Source organism: Aequorivita sp. H23M31 (assembly GCF_004022485.1).
Classification (GTDB): Bacteria; Bacteroidota; Bacteroidia; order Flavobacteriales; family Flavobacteriaceae; genus Aequorivita; species Aequorivita ciconiae.
In genome coordinates this window covers 991,972-1,018,364 of the sequence record NZ_CP034951.1, presented here as the reverse complement: position 1 = coordinate 1,018,364, position 26,393 = coordinate 991,972, and the positions used below count along the sequence as shown (strand labels likewise).

Sequence of the window (26,393 nt, the reverse complement as noted above, 5' to 3'; positions counted from 1 at the left end):
TTTCTAATTTACTTTTTCTTCAGTCATAAAGAAACTGAAAACACTTCCTCCATATTTTCTGGCTTCGGAAAAATGTGGAAGAGCGGAAAGATCATTCTCCTTTGAATGTTCTATAATCAGCATTCCTTCATTTTCCAATAATTCCTTTTGAAAGACTAAATTGACGATATTCTCAAAATGGGGTACATCAAACTCGTAAGGAGGATCGGCGAAAATGATATCAAATTTTTCTGAATTTCTTTCTAAATAACTTTCCGCATCCGATTTTATACCGGTAATGGGAAAGGAGAATTCTTCAGATATTTTATTTATATATTGGATACATCCAGTATTGGAATCCACAGAAGTTATTTTAGGAACTCCGCGCGAGGCAAATTCGAAGCTTATGTTTCCTGTGCCTGCAAATAATTCCAAAACGGTGATCTCATCAAAATAAAGTCGGGTTCTCAGAATATTGAATAGCGCTTCCTTTGCAAAATCGGTAGTGGGACGAACCGGTAGATTTTTAGGTGCAGTAAGTCGTCGACCTTTGTGTGAGCCAGAGATTATTCTCATTATCCCAGATTTTTTAGTGTAAAATGTCGATGGGCTGCTTCTGTATTGTCAATCTCTAAACTATTCATTTCCTTGGGTACAAAATCGATATTTCTGATGTAGGTATATGCCATTTTATAAATATCATCATCCGCTTCTATTTCACCACATAGTAAAACAGGAATGGTTTCTGGATTGAGCTTTAATTGTTCCATGCAGAATAGAGTATAGTAGATGAAATCCTCTGCAGTTTTATAAGCATAAGTATTGCAAAGTTGGAGTTCTCCATTTTTTAGTACGATACAATCAAAACTATTTTGTTGGAAATGGAGGTACATTTTGGGAAGCGAATAGTTTTCTTTTTCTAATAGGGTCTTCAACAAAACACCTACCGAATGGTAATAATTGAAGGAGCCATATTTCTCAAAGAAAAAATTGTTGATGTTCATATATGGAACATAAACCACGACAATTCCTTGATTTTCTAATATATCATGGGCAATATAATCATTGGCCAGGATTTTTGAATTAAACTTTAAATATTCACTCGCTCGGGATTCGTCGAATAGGGCAGTAGGAACGAGTCCATAGATTGCGGTGGAATAAATAACAGATACTTCAGAAAAATCCTGCTGGAGAACCTTATTTTCAAAAATAAGATTTTCAATTTCCATCAATAGTTCCTCAGGAGTGGTGCTGTAGGATAGTTTCTTTTCCTCAAAAAACAGTGTTTTTCCTTCTTGTACATTTATTGCCAAAAAAGAAAGCCCGTTCAGGGAAACCTGAACGGACAGTCTGATTGTATTTAATTGCGCTATGTCTTTATTTGTTGACAGTGTCGTAAATTTTAGGCCAGTTTCCTGAGGTATCCACTTCGTCCATAGAACCAACTTTTATAAAGGCTCCATTAACTCCATCCACGGATTGAACTTGTTTTTCCTGGATTACCAAATCCTTATTCAAGTCGTGCAATACAACATCTTTCGGTACCTTAGCTTCAAAAACTGCGTAGGTTGCATCATTCTTGGTTATTTTCCCAGCTTTGAGATCGAATTTAGCGTTCACGCCTTCTATAGGAACGTTCATCATTGTTTTATATCGATCTGAGTTACCAAAAAGAGAATCCTTAACAGGCGTAAATCCTAAGGTATCAATTAAGGATACATCGATATAATATCCTTCACTAATTCCGAATGCTTTGTTTTTTGCAACGTCGGCGTAGCTGGAATCACGTCGTTGGGTTATGGCATATTGTGCCGTTTCAATAAAATGCACTAAGCTGTCCCAATTACCGGTAAAAGTTCCGGTAATTTCTTTATGAGCCAATTCTGATGCTTGGATGTCCTTCAAGTTTTTGATTACTTTTGCATAGCGTGCTTCTTTTACCTTATTGAATTCTACTGGTCCCATAATTGAGGTCCAAAGTTTCCAACCCAAAAAGATTATAACAATCCAAAGAACAATCTGAATTACTAATTTCATTGCTTATTTTGTTTAAATATTGATTTCCCAAAAGGTGTATCGCAAATCTACAATTTTTTTTTGTTCGCAAAAGTTTATTCCGAAAAAATGATGTCTATCTTTAAACCGCTTATTGACAGTTGAAAATGATGAACGTTACCGAATTTTACAATTTTTTAAAAAATGATTTTCCCCACCAAACCACTTCTAAACAAGATATCGCCCTTCAGCTTTTAGCCAAATTTGTATTGGGCAAGAACAAAAATGAAACTTTTTTATTAAAAGGATATGCTGGAACGGGAAAGACTACAATTGTTAGCTCTCTCGTTAAAAACCTTTCCAAAGGAAAAATGAGATCTGTGCTGCTGGCACCCACTGGACGTGCGGCAAAGGTGATTGGCAATTATTCAAAAAGACAGGCTTTCACGATTCATAAGAAGATATATTTTCCAAAAAGCGCCAAAGGTTCTGTTTCGTTTACACTTCAAACCAACAAACATCGCGACACTATATTTATTGTGGATGAAGCTTCCATGATACCGGATATTAACCAAGATTCCAGACTATTTGAAAATGGGTCGTTGTTGGACGATTTGATGCAATATGTGTACAGTGGCCATAACTGCAAACTATTATTAATTGGGGATACCGCTCAATTACCACCCGTCCATCTTTCCGTAAGCCCTGCTCTTGATATGAAGATACTGGAATCGCAATACCAAAGGGAGGTCACCCATATTGAATTGAGCGAAGTAGTTCGACAACAGCAAGACAGTGGTATTTTGGAAAATGCAACCCGAATAAGGGAACATCTTGAGGACGGTTTTTTTGATACTTTTAAATTTACAGCACGGTCGTTTCCTGACATTATCCGTCCTGTAGATGGACAGGAAATAATGGATGCCATAAGCGATAGCTATTCCGAATTGGGAAACGAGGGGACGGTTATAATCGTCAGGTCCAACAAGCGGGCAAATCTTTACAACCAAAGTATCCGGGAACGAATCCTTTTCCAAGAAGCCGAACTTTCCTCTGGAGATTATTTAATGGTAGTGAAGAACAATTATTTTTGGGTGGACAACACAAGTGAAGCTGGCTTTATTGCCAACGGAGATATTGTAGAAGTGTTGGAAATATTCGCTTTTAAAGAATTATACGGGTTTCGCTTTGCAGAAGTAAAAGTTCGGATGGTGGACTATCCAAATATGGAGCCTTTAGAAACCGTGCTGCTTTTGGATACCTTGACCTCAGAAAGTCCATCTCTTACTTATGAAGAATCCAATAGTCTTTATCAAGAGGTGATGAAGGATTATGCCGGAGAAAAATCCAAGTACAAGAAATTTTTAGCGGTAAAGAACAACAAATATTTTAATGCCTTACAGGTAAAGTTTAGCTATGCCATTACTTGTCACAAATCGCAAGGGGGACAGTGGAATACCGTGTTTGTTGAGCAGCCGTACCTTCCCAATGGAGTAGATAAAGAGTATCTACGATGGTTGTACACTGCTATAACCAGGGCTCAGGAGAAATTGTATTTGATAGGGTTTAAAGATGATTTTTTTGGGGACTAAACTGTAAATTAAGAAAGACACCAACTGTTCCAAACCATTTATTTCTGTCGATTTAAAGAAGAACAAATCCCATTATTTGTTTTGCAAAATGCTTTTCAAAAAAAGGCTTTCAAGAACTTAATCTTCTTATTTTTGAAAATATTTTAAAAAAAAGTTATTGTGAAAATTATAGCAATGATCCCCGCTCGTTATGGCGCTTCTAGATTTCCGGGCAAATTGATGCAGGACTTAGGTGGAAAACCTGTAATCGTAAGAACCTATGAAGCTGCCAAAGCCACCGCTCTATTTGATGAAGTGTATGTTGTAACCGATAGTGAGATTATTTTTGACGAAATATCCAACAACGGCGGAATGGCATTAATGAGCCAAAAGGAACATGACTGTGGAAGCGACCGTATTGCGGAAGCTGTTGAAAATATGGATGTGGATATTGTTGTGAACGTGCAAGGAGATGAACCTTTTACGAGTCGTGAATCCTTAGAAAAAGTGCTCTCTGTGTTTAATGGGCCGGATGCAGATAAGATTGATCTCGCCTCCTTAATGACCGAAATCCACGATTGGAAGGAAATAAACGATCCAAACACTGTAAAAGTTATCGTGGATCAAAATGATTTTGCACTCTATTTCTCACGTTCGCCAATTCCTTATCCGCGGGATAAAAATGTAGATATCCAATATTATAAGCATAAAGGTATTTACGCTTTTAGGAAAGAGGCAATTATGGATTTTTACCGACTGCCCATGCGTTCCTTAGAAGCTGTGGAAAAGATAGAATGCATCCGTTATTTGGAATATGGAAAAAATATTAAGATGGTTGTGTTCAATTCTGTAGGCGTTGAAATAGACACTCCTGAAGATTTGGCCAGAGCAAACAAACTGCTAAAAGAAAGCAAACCCAATGGCATAAATAACAAGTTTAGAAATTTTCCCATGGTTCCAAAGGTTATTTTTGGAGAAGGCAGCTTTGATCAGCTTGCAGATATTTTAAATCCAAAACGCCAACAAATGGCACCCTTTATCTTCTTGGTTGATGATGTTTTCCAAGATAATCAGGAGTTTTTGGATCGTATTACGCTTCGTTTTAATGATAAAATGCTTTTTATATCTACAGAGGAAGAACCCAAAACTTCTCAGGTGGATAGTTTGGTACAGGATATTAAAGCAGAATTCACCAATCTACCCTCGGGTATTATAGGGATAGGCGGTGGAACGGTGATGGATCTTGCGAAAGCTGTTTCAATTATGCTGGCAAATCCAGGAAGTTCTGCCGATTACCAAGGTTGGGATTTGGTAAAACAAAAAGCGATCTATCACGTAGGAATTCCAACGATATCTGGAACTGGTGCAGAAGTTTCTCGAACTACTGTACTTACCGGACCTGTGAGGAAACTTGGAATAAATAGTGACTTCACCCCATTTGATCAGGTTATTCTCGATCCAGAACTCACGCAAGGGGTTTCAAAAAACCAATGGTTCTTTACAGGTATGGATTGTTTTATCCATTGCGTAGAATCGTTAAATGGTACTTTTCTAAATGCTTTCAGCCAGAGTTATGGTGAAAAAGCTTACGATCTGTGTTTGGAGATTTTTCTTAGCGATTCTCTTTCGGAAGCAGAATCCCGTGCGAAATTAATGATGGCCTCTTGGCATGGAGGTATGAGTATTGCTTACTCTCAAGTAGGAGTTGCACACGCTATGAGCTATGGTCTTGGTTATGTTTTAGGAACAAAACACGGAGTAGGAAATTGCATTGCATTCCAATTTTTGGACGAGTTCTATTCAAAAGATGTGGCTCTTTTTAAAGAAATGGTCAAGAAGCACAATGTCCAGATTCCTCAGGGAGTATGTAAAGACCTTACTGAAGAGCAAATGGATGTAATGATTGATGTTGCAATGGGAATGATTCCTCTTTGGGAAAATGCACTTGGCGATGAGTGGGAAAAGACTATTACCCGCGAAAAGCTGAGAAATCTTTATCGAAAGATGTAATTTGTAATTTCTCAAAAATGGGCTTCGCCAAATTTTTATTTTTTAATGTAATGGGTTGGCGAATCCAGGGCAACTTCGATCCAGCTATTAAAAAAGCCGTCATAATCGTGGTGCCGCATACAAGTTGGCATGATTTCTATATTGGTGTTTTTACGCGACGCATTTTAAATATTCAAATAAATTTTATAGGGAAGTCTGAATTGTTTCGATGGCCATTTGGTGCTTATTTTAGATGGATGGGCGGCGTTCCATTAGACCGTACATCTGGACAGAATAAAGTGGAAGCCATTGCCGAAATTTTTAGTGACAAGGAAGAATTTCGTCTCGCCTTGGCGCCTGAAGGGACCCGGAAGAAGGTTTTGGAATGGAAAACCGGCTATTATTATATTGCGCGTGCGGCCAATGTTCCCATCATTCCTGTTGCTTTCGATTATACAACTAAATCTGTAATTATCCACCAACCTTTCTATCCCACTGGGAATATCGAAAGCGATTCCGAAAGACTTCGTCAATATTATAAAGGTGTCATTGGCAAGAAAAAGGAATTTTCTTGAGGAAATTATTCATCGATATTTTTTAAAAAAAAAATGAGGATGAACTTGTATTATTATATTTCTTCCAATATAAATTGATTTTCTTCGACTGTTAAAAGCCATATTAATAATTATAAATGCATTGGCAAAGATCATAATCTCCCTACATTGCAGTACCAAAATTATTAATCTAAGGTAAAAAAATCATGATTGAAGAACTGATTGGAAAATTAAAGTCGGAAGTAGGAGGACAATTAACAACTAAAACCGAGGTTTCGTCCGATAATCTGGACGATGTGTTTTCAGTTTTTGGCGATGTTTTTAAGAAGGAAGCGTCAAGGGAAATGATGGGAGGTAATTTTTCAGGATTGATGAATCTTTTTTCTGACGATCCGAATAATTCGGAGGCCAATAATATTCAGTCCAACCTGAGTTCGAATCTCGTCACGGAGCTAATTGGCAAATTGGGAATTTCTCCTGCACAAGCGCAAAAAATTGTGGCGATTGCACTTCCTGTTTTGATGAATATAATATCTAAGAAAAACAGTTCAAATACTAAAGATGATTCGTCTTTCCTTAGTGACCTTTTAGGTGGTGGAAATAGGGGAGGACTAGGTGGTATTTTAGGTGGCTTCCTAAAATAGTAGAATTTCCAGTTTCATTAAAAGGATTAAAAATAACTCGTTTTGTAAAATTGTAAATTTTCCGGTCGAGCGCACTCCAGATTTTATTAAAAATCAATTTCCTAATGTTCTATAAAAAGACATCTAGTCCTAAGACTCTCAATCTATTACTCTCTTGGTTTTTTAACCATTTATTGATTTTTCAGAAACCGTCTTACGGCTACCCATTCCTTTAGCATATCTCTTGCGTCCTGAGCTGGGTATCCCAAAACAGTTTTTCCCGCTTCAACATCATTCATTACGCCAGAGCCCGCACCTACAGTAGCTCCGGAATGAATAGTAACGTGGTCCTTAATTGAAGCGCTGCCACCGATTATTACTCCATCACCTAAAGTGACGGATCCTGCCAATCCACTATGACCAGCCATAATGCACGATCTGCCCATCACACAGTTGTGGGCTATTTGCACCAAATTGTCAATTTTACAGCCGTCACCGATTATAGTTGAACTAAATTTGGCTCGATCCACGCACGAATTGGCGCCTATCTCGACGTAATTGCCGATAATAACATTTCCTATCTGTGGGATTTTAACGAGACCTCTGCCATCGGCACTAGGACGATATCCAAATCCATCCGCACCAATACTTACATTGATATGAAAAATGCAATGGCTACCTATAACACATCTTTCGCGTACAACTGTTCCAGACCAGATAACGGTATTATTTCCAATAACGGTTTCATCAAAAACACAAACATTTGGATAGAGTATTACCTCACTTCCTAATTCCACGTCCTTGCCAATATAACAATTGGCACCGATTTTACATCCTTTGCCAATTTTAGCAGTTTCATGAATAACCGCCGATGGATGGATTTCGGTATCAAAAATGGGCTGAGAAGGATTGAAAAGTTCCAACAATTCGGCCATCGCCAAATCCACGTTTTTAACCTTTATAAAAGCTCGGTTTTCCCCAGGATCAATAGTGGAATTTTCGCTTACGAATGCCGCGGAAGCTTTAGAGTCTCCCCAGAACTTTTCATATTTTTTACTTCCAATAAAAGTAATATGGTTGTTTTGGGCCTTTTTTATTTCCTCGGGCCCTTCAATTTGGACAGTGGTATTACCTATTAATTCTCCTTTAAGAAGAGTGTTGATTTCCTTGATTGAATATCCCATAAATGCTTTTTGATGTTAGTTAGAAGCGAATAAAACTAAATCAAAAAATTGAGAATGAATGGAGTTTCAAAATAAATGTAATTATTTAATTTTCGGGCGCCAAAAATTGTATGATGTATGAAGAATTTTAAAGAAATGGATCGTGTTGATATTAAACCTGAATTCTTTATAATCCCGCACTTATCATATAAAAAAAGCCGCCTCAAAATGTTAATTTGAAACGGCTATATTTATTTTATACAAGAGTTTTTATTCTTCCTCCGAAGATTCTTCCATTGTGTGGTACACATTCTGTACGTCATCATCTTCCTCTATTCTTTCGAGGAGTTTTTCAACATCCGCAGTCTCTTCGGGACTTAGCTTTTTGGTAACTTGAGGGATTCGGTCAAAACCTGAAGAAAGGATTTCAATATTTTTTTCTTCTAAAAATGACTGAATATCGCCAAAGCTTTCAAAGGGGGCATATATTATAATCCCGTCCTCGTCCTCAAATATCTCATCCAATCCGTGGTCAATCAATTCCAGCTCAAGCTCTTCTATATCCAAACCTTCTGGGCTAATTCTGAAATTGCAAGTATGGTCAAACATAAAAGATACTGATCCAGAGGTTCCTAAGTTTCCGTCACATTTGTTGAAATGCATTCGGATGTTGGCCACTGTTCGCGTATTATTATCCGTAGCGGTTTCTATCAAAATGGCAATCCCGTGAGGGGCGTAACCTTCAAAAAGAACTTCTTTATAATCTCCGAGACTCTTGTCGCTGGCCCGTTTTATCGCCCTTTCAACATTTTCTTTCGGCATATTCACCGACTTGGCATTCTGGATTATGGCCCTCAATCTCGAATTGGCATCCGGATCTGGACCACCTTCTTTAACTGCCATCACAATGTCCTTTCCAATTCTTGTAAAGGCTTTGGACATAGCGGACCACCGCTTCATTTTTCTTGCTTTCCTAAATTCAAAAGCTCTTCCCATATATTATTATTCTTAATTATCTATTGTTAATCGTTTATTCTTGAAAAGTAGGCAAAGGTAAAAAATTCTAAAAAGGCGTTTCTGGTTTTTTGTTCCAAGTTTCAGGTTTGAGGTTGACTTAAATTTCCTTTTGTAAATTTGATAACTGATCCCTGACCACTGAAAATCACCCAATCAAATCGTCAATAATCTTTGCCAGTTCAAAATCCTTTTCGGTAACACCATCGGCTTCGTGCGTAGAGAGGAAAATCTCCAAGGTATTGTAAACGTTGGTCCATTCTGGATGATGATTCAATTTTTCCGCTTCAAAAGCAATGCGTGTCATAGCAGAAAAAGCTTCTTTAAAATCTTCAAATTCAAAAACTGTATGGATTGCATCCATTTCGAAATCCCATCCTTCTAAATCTTTTAATCGGTCTTCTATTTCTTTATTTGATAGTGCTTTCATGATTATGTTTTTTAATTGTTTATAACTCTAATTCAATTTTATTGCAGCTTCTATTTTATCGAAACTATTTCCTCATTAAGGCTGCTCTCTTCAATTACTTCCGAAATACTTATTTGATTTCCTTTCGGCATTTTATTTTTCTTTGGAAGAAGCGCGCTATAGCTGACTTCATTGCTTGTGAACACGCTTTTAAAGATAGGTATATTATCTCCAATTTTCGAAGTTATTTCTCTAAAAAGGTCTTCATGGTGCACCATATCATTGCTTGTTAAATGATAAATACCAAGCACGGAACGATTGATTATATAATGGATTTGCTGGCAAACCTTATTTATGGTAGTTGCGGTAATTACCAAATTGGGAAATACTTCAAACGTGGCTTTATGGCGGATACATTGTCTTAAATGGAAAATGGCAGGAGAATTAATTCCCAAAACTATAGGCAATCGAATAATGGTAGTTTGCGAAGGAATATTTTCAAGCAACAATTTTTCTACAGAAATTTTAAATCTTCCCAAAGTCGATTCTGAAAGCGGTTCATCAGTTTCATAAGAAGGGTGTCGCCATTTTGCATCAAATACTTCTGAAGAAGAAATATAAAGAATCCTGCATTTTTGATTTAACAATGCATATTCAACAATTTGGCAATGTGCTTCAATTTGGCGATCATAATCGCCCTTTATGGCCGAAATAATAACCGTGGGCCGCAACTTGTTCAGCAAAAGAAACATTGAGTCCTTTTCCACGCAATGATGATGGAAAACCTTATTTTCTGAAAAGGTGCCTTCCTGTTTGCAATAGGTGCCGTGAACATCAAAATAAGGAAAAAGCTCTTTGTAAAGGGCGTGACCGATAAAACCGCTGCCTCCCAAAATCAGAATACGCTGTTTGCTTTGTCTTTCAATCATCTAATTCCTTCTTCACTTAAAAAATAGACAAATCGGTTTTGGTGGTAAAATGTTCCAGCGCTTTCATCCCCAGATAAGAATTGCCTTGGGGATTCAATGCCGGCGCCCAAGTGGCTATGGTGTAACAGTGGGGAAGAAGGGCCACGATACCGCCGCCAACGCCACTTTTTCCTGGCAAACCAACTTCAAATGCAAATTCTCCTGCTTCATCATAAAAACCACAGGTAAGCATAATGGCATTTATTCGTTTTACTTTATTCGCCGATAAATGGCGGATGTTTTTTAAACACTTTCCTTTATTTGCAAAAACGAAAAAAGCGTTTGTAAGTTGCTGGCAGTTCATCATTATCGAGCATTGATGAAAATAGAAATCCAAAACATCTTCTACTTCATTATGAAGATTACCGAACGATTTCAACAGGTTTGCCGCTGCGTAATTATTAAAGCCAGTTACCCTTTCCGACTCGGCGATGGCATTATTATATTCGATGCTATCGTCATGGGAAAGTTCACGCACAAAATTTAAGAAGTCCTCTTTTGGGTTTTTCAGGTTCGAAAGCAAAACATCGGCAATGACAATTGCACCAGCATTGATTAGCGGATTACGTGGAATACCGTTTTCAAGCTCCAATAAGGAAAGATGGTTAAATGGATTTCCCGAAGGCTCGACGTCAACCCTACCCCATAAAGAAGTCCCAATCAATTGAAACGCCTTTGCCAATGAAAGAACTTTGGAAATACTCTGAATGGAAAATTTTTCCTGAGAGTCTCCCATAGCAAAGTTTTCTCCGGTTATCAACTGCAAATGGATTCCAAGATGATTTTTGTCCACTTTTGCCAATTCAGGAATATAATTGGCTACCTCGCCGGTATTCTTGACTTTGCTTAAGGTGTCGTGGATTTCATTTAAAATATCTTGGTACTCCACCATTATCCTTTATAAAATGGGGTTTTCACTATGGTAGCTGCAACGGGTTTGTTCCGTATGCTTATAAAGATTTCGGTATCTGGAGCGCTATTTTCAACAGTTACATAGCCCATACCAATTCCTTTGTTTAGTGATGGCGCCATGGTACCGCTGGTAACTCTTCCAATTACGTTTCCATACTTATCCATTATTTCATAATCGTGTCTTGGAATGCCGCGATCTTTAAGTTCAAAACCTATCAATTTGTTTTTTATTCCTTCTTCTTTTTCCTTTTTCAGATTTTCAGAATTGACAAAATCTTTACTGAATTTTGTAATCCATCCCAGTCCAGCTTCTAGAGGTGAAGTAGTTTCATCAATATCGTTTCCGTACAAGCAGAACCCCATCTCCAAACGCAAGGTATCACGGGCAGCAAGACCAATTGGTTTTATGCCGAATTCTTTTCCTGCTTCAAATACCTTGTTCCAAACTTGTTCTACTTGGTCATTTTTGCAGTAAATCTCAAAACCACCACTTCCCGTGTATCCTGTAGCGCTGATAATCACGTGCTCAATTCCAGCAAAATCAGCTACTTTAAAATGGTAGAATTTAAGCGCAGACAAATCCACGGAAGTAAGTGGTTGCATTGCCTCGATAGCTTTTGGACCCTGAATGGCGAGTAGAGAGTAGTCATCAGAAATGTTTCTTAGCTCCGCGCCCATCAAATTGTGTTTTGAAATCCATTCCCAATCCTTGTCAATATTGGAAGCGTTCACAACCAAAAGATATTGTTCTTCCTCAATTTTATAAACAATTAAATCGTCAACAATTCCACCAGTTTCATTGGGAAGATAGGTGTACTGAGCTTGTCCTATTACAATTTTGGAAGCATCATTACTGGTCACTTTTTGGATTAAGTCCAACGCTTTTGGACCGGTCACTAAAAATTCGCCCATATGCGAAACGTCAAAAACACCTACACCCTTGCGTACCGTTTCGTGTTCTGCATTTACCCCTTCATAGGAAACTGGCATATTATAACCTGCAAAAGGAACCATCTTCGCACCCAATTGTTCGTGAATATGTGTAAGAGCTGTATTTTTCATATTAAATCTCCCAAATCGGGAATATTTTGGTTATTAAAAACAATTTTTTATAGTATGCGCAAATGTATTATAATCCTGTAAAGTTAACGAGCATTTATAAGGAATGTTTTAAACAATGCTGCCGTTAAAGTCGTCTTAAGCAGACATATTTTTCCCAATGTTTTCAATACTTTTATAAACCTGTGCAAATTAAAATGACTTAAAATAAATGTGGGATAAATCGGTATATTGGAATGTATTTTTCCGCAAAATGAAAGTCTTACATCTTACGCTATTTTGCCTTAGGTTAATTCCAACTCTTGAACATTGAAACAGGAAATTGAAATTCAAAAATAATTATTATGTCAACAACAATATCGACGAATCCTTATTCTGGGAAAGAAATCAAAACTTATAAAAATCACACTAAGAATGAGGTTGAAGAAATCATAAAAAAGGCAGATCGACGCTTTTATCAATGGCGGGAAACTTCATATACCGAACGAAAAAAATTAATGCTGGCGGCTGCTGCGGAATTAAAGGAAAACAAGGAGGAATACGCAGAGATGATGACACTGGAAATGGGAAAGCCTATTTCGCAAGCTATTGCCGAAATTGAGAAATGCGCTTGGGTATGTGAATATTATGCGGAAAATGCCCAATCCCAACTTCAAAATGAGATAAAGAAAACCGATGCGGACAAAAGTTATGTTAGCTACGAACCTCTTGGCGTGGTCCTGGCGGTAATGCCGTGGAACTACCCATATTGGCAGGTATTCCGATTTGCTGCTCCCGCACTAATGGCTGGAAACATTGGTATACTAAAACACGCTTCAAATGTTTTTGGTTGCGCGTTGAATATCGAAAAGGTTTTTAAAAGAGCAGGATTTCCTGAAAATTGTTTTACCACGTTACTCATAGACAGTGATGCTGTAGAAGGTGTGATTGAAAACGAAAAGGTAAAAGCAGTAACCTTGACGGGAAGTGGCCCCGCAGGGGCTTCGGTAGCTTCCATTGCGGGGAAAAATATTAAAAAAACAGTTCTGGAACTCGGTGGAAACAACGGTTTGGTGGTATTTAAGGATTGCGATATGGACAAGACCATAGAAACCTGTGTTATGGCGAGATATCAAAATACAGGGCAAAGTTGTATCGCGGGAAAAAGATTGATTATTGATGAGTCCCTAGCGGAAGAGTTTACCGAGAAATTAGTCCAAAAAGTGAGAGAACTCAAAAGTGGAAATCCTATGGACGAAGAAACATTTATTGGAACTTTGGCCAGAGAAGATCTCGCTGAGGATTTAGAAAAACAAGTAAATGATTCCATTGAGGCTGGTGCTAAATTGGTGTTGGGAGGAAAAAGACAATACGCTTATTTTGAACCGACTATTTTAACAGAGGTTACCGAAAAGATGGCAGTTTTCAACCAAGAAACTTTTGGTCCCGTACTTTCAGTAACAACTTTTAAAACCGTTGAGGAAGCTATTGATCTTTCCAATAATTCAAAATTTGGATTGGGAGTTTCGCTTTTTACCAAAAATATTGAAGAAGCGGAAAAGCTTGCCTTTCAATTTGATGAGGGTGCCGTTTTTATAAATGAATTGGTTAAAAGTGATCCTCGACTGCCTTTTGGAGGAGTAAAGATGAGCGGGTATGGTCGTGAACTTAGCGAACACGGAATTCGTGAATTTGTGAATAGGAAGACGGTTTATATTAATAAATAAGAATTCAGGCTGCCACAAATTCACGAATGATTTAGATGTTTTTGGCTTATTCAGCGGAGCCAATTAGAAATCTTGATTCGCACATTGGTATTCGACTCCTGATAGGCTTCGAACAGACTGATACTGGTAACAAATTTAAGAGATGCATTATAATGGTGCAACTTTATCACGCTGAGCGCAGTGGAAGCGCACGCTAACAATTCTTCAAATCCGAATTGCTAGCTGGACAGACCCCAGTTGCTCCTTTACTATAATTCGTGAATTCGTGGCAGTATTGTTTTAAACTTCCTTCATATTATGCCGGCTTGCAAATCAACTATTATATTTAACCTCTAAACATTTTAAAATGAATTTTCACACAAGAAAATGAGTCAAGCCCGAAGACCTCAATCCCAATGAAACACTTTTTGGTGGAAGATTATTGGAATGGATTGATGAGGAAGCCGCTCTTTATGCTATTATTCAATTGGAAAATCCCAGGACCGTTACCAAGTTTATGAGCGAGATAAACTTTCGAAGTTCCGCCAAGAAGGGGGATATTATTGAAATTGGGTTGGATATTGTCGGTTTTGGAAATACATCTCTGACTCTCTGCTGTGAGGTCCGCAATAAAATGACGCACGAGGTGATTATCAGTATCTCTAAAATTATAATGGTGGCTCTTGGTGAAAATGGCAAGCCTATCGCACATGGGAAAACTGCAAAGGAATTCGCCAAGGACAGGCTGGCAAAATAATTTAATTCAACTTTTGAAAATCCGTCCCTGTTGGAGATTCGAATACTTCAAGATCAAAATAGGGTAGAGCAGCAAGTAGATGTTCAAAAATATCTGCTTGGATATGTTCATAATTCACCCATCGTTGGTCTCTACTAAAACAATAAATTTCTAAAGGAATTCCCTTGTCAGTTGGCGCAAGGTGTCGGACCATTAAGGACAGGTCTTTATGAATTGCAGAATTTGCATTTATATAAGTATCCATATAATGTCTGAAAACTCCTAGATTGGTTTGATTTCTTCCATTTATCTGGATTTCCTTGTTTACATTTTTTGCAGCGTTATATTTTTCAATATCCCGCTGACGGTGTTCTATGTAAGGTTTTACCAATTCAATTTTTTTGAAACGTTCCAGATCCTCGGGAGAAAGGAATTTGATAGTAGATTGTTTTATATAAATTGAACGTTTTATTCTCCTTCCACCGCTTTCGCTCATTCCGCGCCAGTTTTTGAAGGAATCTGAAATTAGGCTATATGTTGGGATGGTAGTATAAGTTTTATCCCAATTTTGAACTCGGACGGTAGCTAGGTTTATCTCCACAACATCCCCATCGGCTCCAAATTTTTCAAAGGTTATCCAGTCACCAATTCGTACTAAATCGTTTACAGAAACCTGGATACTGGCAACAAAGCCTAAAATGGTATCCTTAAAAATAAGTAGGATTACAGCCGAAGCCGCTCCTAAGGTGGCCAAACTCTTAATTGAATATCCTGTAAGAAGTTGAATAATCCAAAAAATTCCAATTCCCCAGGCGAAAATCATGAGAACCTGAACATAACTTTCCATTGGTTTATCGCCAAAGCGCTCTTTGCCCTCGAGATAACGATGGATAGAACGAAGTATACTTCGGAATATAAGAATCCATAATATTACTAGATATACTTTGAGTAGCGCAAAAACCAATTCTGCCACAAATGTAGATTCAGCAAATAATATAGGAATGAGGAACCATAAAATTGATAACGGCAGTAATCTCGCAATAAAACGCGGAAAATTACTTTGCACCAGATAATCGTCAAAAGAGGTTTTTGTTTTGCCACTAAACGCTGAGAACAAGGCTACTACCAACTGTCGAAAGAGGCCACCAATAATCAATAGTCCGATGGCGACAATAATACAATTGATGATTACATTTAAAAATATAGCCCATCCCTCCTGCATCCCTTGGTCTACAAGCAAATTTTGAATAAAGGAACTATATACTATAAGCTTTTCTTGATTCATGGTAAATACTTACGGTCGGCATAGAAGGGTCCGAACGGAAGTACTGAACAAAGTATCACAACGAGAAGTTCCGTTATGGACCAATTTAGCTTTTTGTACATATAAAATGCTCCACCAACATATAAGCAGAAAAGCACTCCATGCGCCATTCCAACCATTTGGACCATTTGAGGCATATGCCAAATATATTTTAACGGCATTGCGATTCCCAAGAGAACGAGGAAGGAAACCGCTTCCAAAATACTTATCATTCTAAATGCCCTAATTGATTTTTCCATTCTAAAACAAAATTTTTGCAAATATACATTAAGCAAATGGGAATGGAGAAAGTTCAATGTTCAATACTCAATGTTCAATGCTCAATGTTCAATGTTCAATGCTCAATGTTCAATGCTCAAATTTCAATATTGAATTTGAAAGGTTTACAAATCCTCACTCCACATTAATATTTTCAATTATTTTGAACCTGAAATCTGAAACGCAGAATTAGAAACTCCGAAACACAAATTATAAACAACAAACCCCAAACCCTAGCACTAATCCCAATGCATCCGCTGAAGTCTAATTGCATTAAGAATTGCTAAAAAAGCAACTCCTACATCTGCAAAAACCGCCTCCCACATAGTTGCGATTCCGCCTGCGCCCAAAATCAACACTATAAGTTTTACACCAAATGCAAGGGCAATATTTTGCCAGACGATAGCTCTTGTAGAACGACCGATTTTTATAGCACGTGCAATTTTTGACGGATGGTCTGTCTGTATTACAACATCGGCAGTTTCAATAGCAACGTCGCTTCCCAAACCACCCATTGCAATTCCCACATCACTTGCTGCAATTACAGGCGCGTCATTTATTCCGTCCCCCACAAATGCAACTTTTGTTCCCGGAATGTTTTTGAGAGATTCAACTTTTTTTAATTTTTCTTCCGGTAATAAGCCACCGATTGATTCCTGTAATCCAAGTTCTTTTCCCAGCTTTTCAGTTATTGATGACTTATCCCCAGACAGCATAATTATTTTCTTGATGCCGAGTGAACGCAGCTGCTGAATGCTCTCTTGGGCGTCTTCTTTTATTTCATCTGCTATGGTTACATAACCTCTGAATTCTCCATCAATCGCAATCATAACGATTGAATCAACAATGTAAATACTTTCAACGGCAACTTGGATTTTATGCAAATCCATCAGTGTTTTATTTCCTGCCAGAACTGTTTTGTTATTGACGGTGCCTTGTAATCCTTTGCCTGCGGTTTCCAATACATCGGAAGCTGAATAGGTTGTTTCATTTTTATATTTAAGAATCGCTTTTGCTATAGGATGCGTGGATTGGGCTTCAATAGCTTGAAGGTAACCCATCATTTCTGCTTCATCAATTCCGAAGGTTTTTATATCTTTTATTTTAAAAACTCCTTTGGTTAGGGTGCCGGTTTTGTCCATTACCACAGTATTGATCTTAGTAATACTGTCCAAAAATGATGCTCCTTTGAAAAGTATTCCATTTTTGGAAGCAGCCCCCAGACCTCCGAAATATCCCAATGGAATGGAAATAACCAAGGCACAAGGACAGGAAATAACCAGAAATACCAAGGCTCGGTAAAGCCAATCCCCGAAAACATAATCTTCAACAAAAAAGTAGGGCAGAAAGGTAAGGGCAAGCGCTGCAAAAACCACAATTGGTGTATAAACGCGGGCAAATTTGCGAATAAAAAGTTCTGTTTTGGATTTTCTGGAAGTTGCGTTTTGTACCAAGTGCAATATTTTTGCAATTGAACTATCTTCAAAAACTTTGGTTGATTCTATTTCGATAACATTTTCCAGATTAATACTTCCGGCATAAACATTTTCTCCTTCATACATTGATGCTGGTTTGCTCTCACCAGTTATTGCTGCAGTATCTAAGGTTGCATTTGTGGAAAGTAGTTTTCCGTCCAACGGAATTTTTTCTCCAGTTCGAACTTGTATCTTTTCTCCGATCTTTACCTCTTGAGGATGTACGGATACATAATTATTATTTCGAAATACCATGGCCACATTAGGCCGTATATCCAAAAGTGCCTTAATATTTTGCTTTGATTTATGAACCGCTGAATGTTGAAAAAGCTCTCCTAAAGTGTAGAAAAGCATTACCGCCACGCCTTCATGATAATGGCCCAGTGCGAAGGCGCCGATGGTTGCAATTCCCATTAAAAAAAATTCCGTAAAGAAATCACCTTTTAATATTGCATCCCATCCGTGTTTTAAGACAGGATATCCTACCGGAATATAAGCTAAAAGATACCAAACTAGTTGTACTCCCCCTGTAAAAAAGGCAATGTTCAGATAGTCGAGAATAATCCCGGCAATCAGCATTATAAAACTGAAAATGGCCGGGAGATAAGTATGGAATATAGATTTTTCTACTTTTTCTGTCGTGGCAGTAGGGGTGCAACAGTCGTCCACAGTAGTGTTATCTGTTATTTCAGGGGTAGGATGGCAACAGCTATCTTCAATTATAGGACTGTTGGTATTCTCGATTGCGTTTTTCATTTAATTCTTCTCCTAATCTCAGCATTTATCCCTCTGAATCATATAACCATTCTTGGGCTTTGGCAATACCTTTTTTGATGGCCTCATCTTCTGATACACCACCTTTTTCCATTATTTTTTCAGCTATTTTTAATGCCTTTTCCCGAACTTCGGGAGTAAGGTTATTTAGTTCAGCTTTAAAATTTTCGAATATCCATTTCATGATGCAGTATTTTAAAGGGCTTTTTAATTCAATATTTTGGATTGGTCCAATTTGTAAATTTTCAAAATTAGGGAATCAAGAAATGCAACCGAAGTGCATTAACAGAATAGCTTATACTTATTTAGAATTTTTTTAGCGGTACAGACTTTCGAGTTGAAATTTGCGCCTTACTCCGGAAGAATTATTTTATACTTTTAAACAATCATTTTTTAAAACATAAGATGCAGAATAATGATTTAGAAAAAAATTTCAGATCCTACTTGACCAACATGGCAGGAATCTCAGAAGCACATTCGGATACATTATATGAAAGTTTGGAAAAAGCAGATTTCCCAAAAGGAGAAATGTTGCTTCGGGAAGGAGAGGTTTGCCGTCATTCTTTTTTTGTAGAAGAGGGATTGCTTCGGTCTTATACACTTGGAGAGGACGGAAAGGAGCACCTGATTCAGTTTGCACCTGAAAATTGGTTTATTGTAGATAGAGGAAGCGTTTATTTTAAAGATACTTCTGAAATTTATATAGAGGCCATTGAAGATTCAAAAGTGGTATTGTTGGATAAAAACTTTATGGATCGAGCTACTCAGTTGGATGAAAATTTCAGAAAGTTTAATGAGAAACTTTTACATAACCATATTCGACACATACAACAACGGCTTAATCTTTTACTCAGCGCATCTGCGGAGAACAGATATTTAAGTTTTATTGAAACTTATCCAGATTTGTTATTGCGGGTACCACAATGGATGATCGCTTCTTATCTGGGGATAACCCCCGAAAGTTTAAGTAGGGTAAGAAAGGAACTGGCACATCGGAATTCCTAAATTTGATTTGTAAAAACCCAACAGATCTTCCTCCTACGCTAAAAAAGCTTCGGCGGACAAATTGAGACCTGTTAGGTTTAGCCCATCCTCGGTTACTCCAAATATCCAAATTTTCCCATATTATAATCGCTGATTGCCTGAACCAACTCTGCGCGAGTATTCATTACAAAAGGACCTTGGGCGGCAATCGGTTCATTTAAAGGATCTCCACTTATCACCAACACAACGGCATCGCCAGAAGCTTCAATATTGAACCCTTCACCATCATTTGCCATCAATGCCAAACTATCAGTATTTATTTCCTCTGAATTGTTTATTCTTATTTTTCCTTCAATTACCAAAACAGCAGTATTATAATCGGCTGGAAAATTAAAGCTAGCTTTTCCTCCTATGTTTAACTTTGCATTTAAAAGATAAACAGGGGTAAAAGTAGAAGCACTCCCTTTTGTTCCAAGATATTCCCCAGCAATTACTTCAACTACACCAGCATTTTCAGACAGTTCAACTTTTTTTATTTCACTGTTTACGATACCCTGATATTTTGGCGTGCTCATTTTATCTTTTGCTGGAAGATTGACCCATAACTGCACCATTTGGAAATCCCCACCTTCTCTACTAAAATTTTCCTCGTGATATTCCTTATGAAGAACGCCAGAGGCGGCGGTCATCCACTGCACGTCACCTTCTTCGATTACTCCGCTATTTCCGGCACTGTCATGATGTGCAACCTTGCCTTTATAGGCAATTGTAACGGTTTCAAAACCGCGATGCGGATGGACGCCAACTCCGCGGGGTTGATCGGTGGGAGGAAAGTAAAATTTACTGTTATAGTCCATCATTATAAATGGATCCATCCGTTCAAAACCTACACCAAGACCAGATGGAATATAATTGTGGACCCGAAATCCATCTCCAACCATATGGGGTCGTGGCGGATTTACTACGCGTTCTATATTTTTTGTTTTCATTTTTTATAATTTATTTTCTATTAATATTTCTATTGTTTAATAAACTGAACTGAAATGAGCAGTCTTACCTTATCGCTCACCACAACACTTCCGGCCTCCGTCATTGCATTCCAGGTTAAACCGAAGTCTTTTCTGTTAAGCTGTCCTTCAAATTCAAATCCCGCTTTTGTTTGTCCGTAGGGATCGTGTGCTATCCCATTAAAATCTCCATCAAGCTTTATTTCTTTTGTAATGCCTTTAAGTGTGAGATCTCCTACAAGTGTTTCACCATCAAATGATTTGGAGATAAAAGTTAAGTTGGGATGGGTTGCTGCGCCAAAGAAATCATCAGATCTTAAATGAGTGTCGCGATCCTTACTTTTTGTATTGATGCTATCAACATTTGCCGAAAAGAAAAATTTTGCATCTTTAAAATCATCTGATGTAGTTTCTAAATGTCCTTCAAATTTTTCAAAGCTCCCACTAACTGTGGAAATCATCATATGTTTTACTTTGAATTCTATTTCTGAATGTGCGGGATCGATTTTCCAAATTGTTATTTTTTGTTTTTGCATGTCTCTTTGTTTTAAGGATTAATAATTTTTACAAAGCTAGAGCACCAATTTTATAACTACATTGATGTATGGTAATAAATCAATTCGGCTGTTTAACAAGTTTAATGGAACTTTCGACGTAATATAGATATTTCCTATTCCATTTTTAACATAGATTTATGCTTAAATCCTTATAGTTAGAGGGATTCTTAGGTTTTGTATACTGTATTTTTCCTATTTTTGAAATCTATCCCAAAGCCTTTGGAAGAGAAAAAGAAAAAGACCAAAAGGAAAAAAAAACACAGGGTTTTAAGAGTCATCGGATGGATTTTCGGGATCTTAATTCTACTGGTGTTTCTTCTTATCCTATTTGTTCGCAGTCCGTGGGGCCAGAATATTATTGTACAAAGGGCTGTTAAATACGTTTCGGGAAAAACCCATACCAGAGTTGAGATCGACAAGCTCTTTATTACTTTTGATGGAAACGTGATGTTGAAGGGTCTTTTTTTAGAAGATAAAAAGGGGGACACCCTAATCTATTCGAAATCCTTGGAGGCAGATATACCCTTATTGCCCCTAATCCGCGGAAACAGTTTTGGAATCGACAATCTGTATTGGGAAGGCCTGCGGGCAAATGTAATCCGAAAGGACTCAATTGACGGTTACAACTTTCAGTTTCTTATCGACGCTTTCGTTACACCTGATACAACTACAGTTGCCGTCGACACTACCTCATCAACGATGAATTTAATCTTGGGCGATTTCCATTTTAAGGATTTCAACATTGTTTTTGACGATGCCGTATTGGGGATTGATAGTCAATTTCAAATAGGAAGTCTCAATCTTCAGATGAAAAAAACGGATCTGGAAAATATGGATTTCCGCGCTTCCCAAGCAACTATTTCAAATGCACGCATTAAATATATCCAATCACCCGTTCCACCGCAGCCCAAGGGAGACAGTCCTTTGCCCTTTTTGGAATTGGATAAAATCGCACTAAAAAATGTGTTTCTCGATTATCAATCCTACGGCGATCGAATAGCAGCCGAAGCAGAGATTGCCGATCTTTATTTAGAAATGAAGGAGGCAGATCTAGCTAATAATACCATCGATATCGGCGATTTCAGATTAAAAAATTCCATTATAACCTTAAATACTGAAACGGAAGTAAATGGAATAACCCAAAAAGTCGAAGAAGTTAAAGATGAAGCAAAGGAGGATATCCGAAATTTCGAATGGCCTGATTTTAGAATTGCTATTTCCAAAATTGATATGGAAGGCAATAACATCAGTTATTTTGTAGGTAAAAATGAAGTCAAGAAAAACGTTTTCAATCCCAATGCAATTGCTCTTCAGAATTTTAATCTACAGGCAAATAATGTTTTCTTAAAAGATAAAAAGGCTGGTTTAAATCTTGATGAATTAACCTTTCAAGAGGGCTCAGGTTTTAACCTTAAACAATTGACTCTCAATATTGACGCTTCGGATAAATACTTGGATGTAGATAAAATAAAACTGGCTTTAAATGATAATAGTCTGAACGGTAAAGTTCGGTTTGATTATAAATCTTTAGCTGATTTAATCGACAAACCCGAGCAATCCAAGATCGCCCTTGATTTGCCATCTTTTGCGGTGGATTTAAAGGAGATTTTCAAATTTCAACCCGACCTTCGTAAGAATGAATATCTAAGGACTCTTTCAGAAAAAAGACTTTCAGGAAATGTGGACGCCTCGGGATATTTATCGTCTATTTCAATTCCGAAGCTAAATGTTTTCTGGGGAAATACCACACGGATTTCGGCAAATGGAACTATCCAAAACGCCACCAATCCCGAAAATCTTAAATTCAATATTCCCCACTTTTCCGCAAAGACCAAGAGAAGTGATTTGGTTCGTTTTGTCAGCGAAAAGGATTTGGGAGTGAGCTTACCAGAAGATGTTGCCTTGGAGGGACATGCCAAAGGAAATCCTGAAGATATTTATGCCATGGCGAATCTTACCACTTCGCAGGGAATTGCCATTATTGACGGACACTTTAAAAATGATTCCGAAATTGCCTTTGATGCCGATGTTGAAATAAAGGAATACAAAATCAACGAGCTGCTAAATAACGAAGAATTTGGTGCGCTGAGCCTGAGCATAAAAACACAAGGTTCTGGAAAGGATATCAATAGTCTTGATGCAACTTTAGATGCTAAAATATCCAGCTTTCAGTTTAGGGATTATGCTATAAAAGATTGGGAAATTAATGGTAAGATCGCGAATGGAGAAGGGGATATTGTTTCGGCATATAAAGATAAAAATCTTGATTTGGCCTTTAATGCGGATATTGTTCTGGATTCCGTTTCACCAAAGGTAAGTGCGCATTTGGATGTAAAAGGTGTGAATCTTCAGGCAATTGGCGTCATGGACCGGGATGTGAGAACGGGTCTAGTATTAGATGCCGATTTTGAAGGCTCCAAAGAAGGTTTCGACATAATTTCTACCATTGGTAATGGAGTAGTGGTCTATGATAATAAAACCTATCTTCTGGGCGATGTGCTCGCAACAGCGCACATTCGTAAAGATACTACCTCCATTTGGGTCGATAATAAAATTTTGCAATTGAGTTTGGAGAGCAACACCGATCCCGAAACATTTGGAGCGGCAATCAAAAAACATATTGCCAGTTATTTTTCCAAAAAAGTTGTTTTGTCCGATACGGTTGAGAATCCCGTAAAGCTGAAAATAATCGGAAGGATCGCCCAAGCTCCGGTTCTAAACAAGGTCTTTTTAGTAAACGTCAACGATTTGGATACTATCAGCATTGCTGCCTACTTTGATCAAAGTGAAAGGAAATTGGCTGCCAAGATTCAAGCTCCTCATATAAATTATGGTGGTAACGAGTTGGATAGTCTGGCGTTTACAATGGATAGCGATAAGGATAAATTTATATTCGATCTTGGCTTCAACAGTTTAAAAGCTGGACCTCTTGACGTTCCTAAAACTAAAATAAGCGGACATCAGGAAAATGAGGAACTCAATCTAGCTTTTACCGCAATTCATAAAGACAGTATTCTCATTAATATTAACTCCCAGATTACGGGAACTTCCGAAGAATTGCGCTTTCACGTAAAACCGGACAGCTTAATACTGGATAGAAAGAAATGGGAAACTCCGGAAAACAATGAAGTCCTTATCAGCAGAAAGAAGGTAGCGTTTAATGATTTTCGATTTACCCGTGGCGATGAAAAGGTAGAACTTACCGATAAGATGCCCGATATTTCCCGTGACCACGCCGCCATTGAATTCCAAAATTTCAAACTCAGCGAGATTCTGAATTATTTAAATCCTGAAGAGGAATTGGCTAAAGGAAATTTAAATGGAAATCTTGCTTTGGTAGAGCCATATGGTAAAACAGGACTTCTGGCCGATCTTATGATTGACAAACTAGAAATGCTCGATATCGATTTGGGAAGGTTGACTGCAAAAGCGGAATCTGACGGTGGTGATCGATACGATTTTGAAATGGCAATGAAAGAAGGAGAGGTGGACCTGGACCTCAAGGGCGATTATATTGCAAGTGAAACAGAGGGGAGACAAGATTTGGATTTGGTAATAAACAAATTCAATATGTATGCACTCGAAGGATTTTCTTTAGGTGAGGTAAAAAATACAGGAGGCAGTTTTTCAGGAAAGTTCAACGTTACTGGAACAACGAAAGATCCTCAATATAAAGGAAATCTGAATTTTGATAATGCCTCGTTTACAATTTCCAAACTGAACGCTCCCTTTACTCTGGCGAATGAATCCATAAAATTGGATAATTCTGGGATTTATATGGACGGATTTACTGTACGTGATGAAAATAATAATCAGTTGGTCCTCTCTGGTAATATCGGAACGGAATCATTTATAAATCCTACATTTAATTTAAAACTGGATGCTGAAAACTTTCAGCTAATAAATGCCACCAAAGAGGATAACGACATGGTTTATGGCAGGGCTTCCTTTAATGCTGATGCCACGTTAACCGGAGATTTGCAAATTCCTAAACTGGATGCGAGACTTCGGCTGGATGATGATACAAATATCACGTATGTTCTTCCGTCGGCCTCTGTGGCTATTGAGGAAAGAGATGGGATAGTAATCTTTGTAAATAGAGAGGATCCGGACGCAGTATTGACCAGAACGGAAGAAAAATCCGCAGTTTTAACTGGATTTGATATCAACGCATTTTTGAAGATTGGCAAAAAAGCCAAGATTACTATTGTAATCGATGAGGAAACGGAAGATAATTTTGAGGTTTATGGCGATGGTGATTTCAATTTTACTATGAATCCAAATGGAAGAATATCGCTCACTGGAGTATATGATATCGCGGGTGGCCATTATGAAATGAATCTATACAGTCTTGTGAATCGCCGGTTTGAGTTGGCGCCGGGTAGTAGAGTAAGTTGGTCTGGTGATCCATTTGACGCCAAACTTGATGTAAAGGCCATTTATAAAGTTAAAACATCTGCTTCGGCATTGATGGCGCCCATTAGTTCTGGAGCGGATCCTTCCGTTAAAGGGAAGTATCGTCAAGTTCTACCCTTTTATGTCTATCTGAATATCGATGGGGAACTGCTTAAACCGAAAATATCCTTCGATTTGGATATGCCCGAAAACGAGCAAGGAGCAATTGGAGGACAGGTATATGGAAGAATTCAACAGGTAAACCAGCAAACGGATGAATTGAACAGACAGGTATTTTCACTGTTAGTGCTCAACCGCTTTTATCCAGATCCCGGAAGCGACGGTAGTGGAGGAGGTTTTGCATCTGTAGCTCGGGATAATTTAAACGATGCGCTCTCCGATCAATTGAATACTTTTTCTGACAAAATATTGGGAAATACTGGGTTGGAACTTGACTTCGGTTTAGATAGTTATACAGATTATCAGGGAGAAACCCCCCAAGAAAGAACGCAATTGGACATTGCCGCCCAGAAAAAACTTTTTGACGATAGAGTGATTGTGCGAGTGGGCAGCGAAGTAGATCTGCAGGGGAGCAGTCCTACGAACGAACCAACGCCGATTATAGGAAATATAAGTATTGAATATTTATTGACCGAAAATGGTCGTTACCGCTTAAAAGGTTTTCATCATAATGAATTTGATAATGTAATTGACGGTCAGACTGTCGTTAGCGGTATAGCTTTGATCTTTACACAGGAGTTCAACAAGTTTAATGAACTGTGGGACGCTTTATTGCACGGTCAAACCAAAGAGGAGAAAGAAGCAATAAAAGAAGCTAAAAAGGAGAAGAGGCAAAAGAAAAAAGAAGAAAAAAGGGAGGATGAACAGAAAAAATTACAACGTGCCCAAGAGGGTACCCGTAAAACAGACGAAGGTAATTAGGAATTTTATTTTTAAAAAAA

22 protein-coding genes and 2 pseudogenes are annotated in these 26,393 nt (G+C 37.9%); 9 read left to right on the top strand and 15 right to left on the bottom strand.

The features are described 5' to 3' along the window. Nucleotides 1-3 precede the first annotated feature (3 nt). Genes EI546_RS04565 through EI546_RS04555 form a run of 3 tightly spaced genes read right to left on the bottom strand, consistent with a single transcriptional unit; the run spans nucleotide 4 to nucleotide 2,016 of the window. Nucleotides 4-555 carry an RsmD family RNA methyltransferase gene (locus tag EI546_RS04565; RefSeq protein WP_128249434.1) on the bottom strand — a complete coding sequence of 184 codons (552 nt, stop codon included), beginning with the start codon at nucleotides 553-555 and terminating at the stop codon, nucleotides 4-6. Then, nucleotides 555-1,424 (bottom strand): DUF3822 family protein, encoded by an 870-nt coding sequence (locus EI546_RS04560; protein ID WP_128249433.1) that lies wholly within the window; start codon nucleotides 1,422-1,424, stop codon nucleotides 555-557. The genes EI546_RS04565 and EI546_RS04560 overlap by 1 nt, the downstream gene beginning before the upstream one ends. Continuing rightward, a complete protein-coding gene (locus tag EI546_RS04555; protein ID WP_128249432.1) occupies nucleotides 1,357-2,016 on the bottom strand; it encodes a hypothetical protein in 660 nt (219 codons plus the stop codon). The genes EI546_RS04560 and EI546_RS04555 overlap by 68 nt, the downstream gene beginning before the upstream one ends. 128 nt (nucleotides 2,017-2,144) lie before the next feature. On the opposite strand from EI546_RS04555, the gene EI546_RS04550 reads away from it, so the two are divergent. From EI546_RS04550 to EI546_RS04535, 5 genes and pseudogenes are all read left to right on the top strand, one after another. Next, complete coding sequence (locus tag EI546_RS04550; RefSeq protein WP_128251534.1) at nucleotides 2,145-3,566, top strand: ATP-dependent DNA helicase; 1,422 nt, start codon at nucleotides 2,145-2,147, stop codon at nucleotides 3,564-3,566. 174 nt (nucleotides 3,567-3,740) lie between these two features. After that, nucleotides 3,741-4,451: pseudogene (gene kdsB, locus EI546_RS16450) on the top strand (3-deoxy-manno-octulosonate cytidylyltransferase); the annotation flags it as partial. A 45-nt stretch (nucleotides 4,452-4,496) separates the two neighbouring features. Further along, nucleotides 4,497-5,555, top strand: a complete 1,059-nt coding sequence (locus EI546_RS16445) for an iron-containing alcohol dehydrogenase family protein (RefSeq protein ID WP_240673190.1) — start codon at nucleotides 4,497-4,499, stop codon at nucleotides 5,553-5,555. 17 nt (nucleotides 5,556-5,572) lie between these two features. Beyond that, nucleotides 5,573-6,109 carry a 1-acyl-sn-glycerol-3-phosphate acyltransferase gene (locus tag EI546_RS04540; protein ID WP_128249431.1) on the top strand — a complete coding sequence of 179 codons (537 nt, stop codon included), beginning with the start codon at nucleotides 5,573-5,575 and terminating at the stop codon, nucleotides 6,107-6,109. 185 nt (nucleotides 6,110-6,294) lie between these two features. Continuing rightward, nucleotides 6,295-6,732 carry a DUF937 domain-containing protein gene (locus tag EI546_RS04535; protein WP_128249430.1) on the top strand — a complete coding sequence of 146 codons (438 nt, stop codon included), beginning with the start codon at nucleotides 6,295-6,297 and terminating at the stop codon, nucleotides 6,730-6,732. A gap of 170 nt (nucleotides 6,733-6,902) precedes the next feature. On the opposite strand, the gene lpxD is transcribed toward EI546_RS04535, so the two are convergent. The 6 genes from lpxD to gcvT form a co-directional block, all read right to left on the bottom strand. Continuing rightward, nucleotides 6,903-7,895, bottom strand: a complete 993-nt coding sequence (gene lpxD, locus EI546_RS04530) for a UDP-3-O-(3-hydroxymyristoyl)glucosamine N-acyltransferase (RefSeq protein WP_128249429.1) — start codon at nucleotides 7,893-7,895, stop codon at nucleotides 6,903-6,905. 249 nt (nucleotides 7,896-8,144) lie between these two features. Then, nucleotides 8,145-8,870 carry a YebC/PmpR family DNA-binding transcriptional regulator gene (locus EI546_RS04525; protein ID WP_128249428.1) on the bottom strand — a complete coding sequence of 242 codons (726 nt, stop codon included), beginning with the start codon at nucleotides 8,868-8,870 and terminating at the stop codon, nucleotides 8,145-8,147. A 166-nt stretch (nucleotides 8,871-9,036) separates the two neighbouring features. Then, nucleotides 9,037-9,318 (bottom strand): 4a-hydroxytetrahydrobiopterin dehydratase, encoded by a 282-nt coding sequence (locus EI546_RS04520; protein ID WP_128249427.1) that lies wholly within the window; start codon nucleotides 9,316-9,318, stop codon nucleotides 9,037-9,039. A gap of 50 nt (nucleotides 9,319-9,368) precedes the next feature. Beyond that, nucleotides 9,369-10,226, bottom strand: a complete 858-nt coding sequence (locus EI546_RS04515; RefSeq protein WP_128249426.1) for a sugar nucleotide-binding protein — start codon at nucleotides 10,224-10,226, stop codon at nucleotides 9,369-9,371. Between the two features lie 16 nt (nucleotides 10,227-10,242). Continuing rightward, complete coding sequence (locus EI546_RS04510; protein ID WP_128249425.1) at nucleotides 10,243-11,157, bottom strand: glutaminase; 915 nt, start codon at nucleotides 11,155-11,157, stop codon at nucleotides 10,243-10,245. Continuing rightward, on the bottom strand, nucleotides 11,157-12,239 hold the full coding sequence (gene gcvT, locus EI546_RS04505; protein ID WP_128249424.1) for a glycine cleavage system aminomethyltransferase GcvT: 1,083 nt from the start codon (nucleotides 12,237-12,239) through the stop codon (nucleotides 11,157-11,159). Before gcvT ends, EI546_RS04510 begins: the two co-directional genes overlap by 1 nt. A gap of 341 nt (nucleotides 12,240-12,580) precedes the next feature. On the opposite strand from gcvT, the gene EI546_RS04500 reads away from it, so the two are divergent. Together EI546_RS04500 and EI546_RS04495 are read left to right on the top strand one after the other, a co-directional pair. Then, entirely contained in the window at nucleotides 12,581-13,942 is a 1,362-nt protein-coding gene (locus EI546_RS04500; RefSeq protein ID WP_128249423.1) for an NAD-dependent succinate-semialdehyde dehydrogenase, read from the top strand. Between the two features lie 346 nt (nucleotides 13,943-14,288). Further along, nucleotides 14,289-14,678 (top strand): annotated as a pseudogene (locus EI546_RS04495) (acyl-CoA thioesterase). A 1-nt stretch (nucleotide 14,679) separates the two neighbouring features. Here EI546_RS04495 and EI546_RS04490 read toward each other — a convergent pair. The 4 genes from EI546_RS04490 to EI546_RS16140 all read right to left on the bottom strand — a co-directional run bounded on the left by EI546_RS04490 (nucleotide 14,680) and on the right by EI546_RS16140 (nucleotide 18,672). Beyond that, nucleotides 14,680-15,897, bottom strand: coding sequence for a mechanosensitive ion channel family protein (locus EI546_RS04490; protein ID WP_317127445.1), 1,218 nt, complete (start codon nucleotides 15,895-15,897; stop codon nucleotides 14,680-14,682). Between the two features lie 41 nt (nucleotides 15,898-15,938). Beyond that, nucleotides 15,939-16,220 carry a DUF3817 domain-containing protein gene (locus EI546_RS04485; protein WP_128249421.1) on the bottom strand — a complete coding sequence of 94 codons (282 nt, stop codon included), beginning with the start codon at nucleotides 16,218-16,220 and terminating at the stop codon, nucleotides 15,939-15,941. A gap of 258 nt (nucleotides 16,221-16,478) precedes the next feature. After that, entirely contained in the window at nucleotides 16,479-18,470 is a 1,992-nt protein-coding gene (locus EI546_RS04480; RefSeq protein WP_128249420.1) for a heavy metal translocating P-type ATPase, read from the bottom strand. A 25-nt stretch (nucleotides 18,471-18,495) separates the two neighbouring features. Next, nucleotides 18,496-18,672, bottom strand: coding sequence for a hypothetical protein (locus tag EI546_RS16140; protein ID WP_164905169.1), 177 nt, complete (start codon nucleotides 18,670-18,672; stop codon nucleotides 18,496-18,498). 269 nt (nucleotides 18,673-18,941) lie between these two features. Between EI546_RS16140 and EI546_RS04475 the strand changes: the two genes are divergently transcribed. Further along, a complete protein-coding gene (locus tag EI546_RS04475; RefSeq protein ID WP_240673157.1) occupies nucleotides 18,942-19,493 on the top strand; it encodes a Crp/Fnr family transcriptional regulator in 552 nt (183 codons plus the stop codon). A gap of 92 nt (nucleotides 19,494-19,585) precedes the next feature. Here EI546_RS04475 and EI546_RS04470 read toward each other — a convergent pair whose 3' ends face one another. Together EI546_RS04470 and EI546_RS04465 are read right to left on the bottom strand one after the other, a co-directional pair. Then, nucleotides 19,586-20,461, bottom strand: a complete 876-nt coding sequence (locus tag EI546_RS04470; protein ID WP_128249418.1) for a pirin family protein — start codon at nucleotides 20,459-20,461, stop codon at nucleotides 19,586-19,588. 29 nt (nucleotides 20,462-20,490) lie between these two features. After that, nucleotides 20,491-21,015, bottom strand: coding sequence for a YceI family protein (locus EI546_RS04465; RefSeq protein WP_128249417.1), 525 nt, complete (start codon nucleotides 21,013-21,015; stop codon nucleotides 20,491-20,493). Nucleotides 21,016-21,345: 330 nt separating this feature from the next. Here EI546_RS04465 and EI546_RS04460 point away from each other — a divergent pair, with 330 nt between their 5' ends. Next, nucleotides 21,346-26,373, top strand: a complete 5,028-nt coding sequence (locus tag EI546_RS04460; RefSeq protein WP_240673156.1) for a translocation/assembly module TamB domain-containing protein — start codon at nucleotides 21,346-21,348, stop codon at nucleotides 26,371-26,373. Nucleotides 26,374-26,393 lie beyond the last annotated feature (20 nt).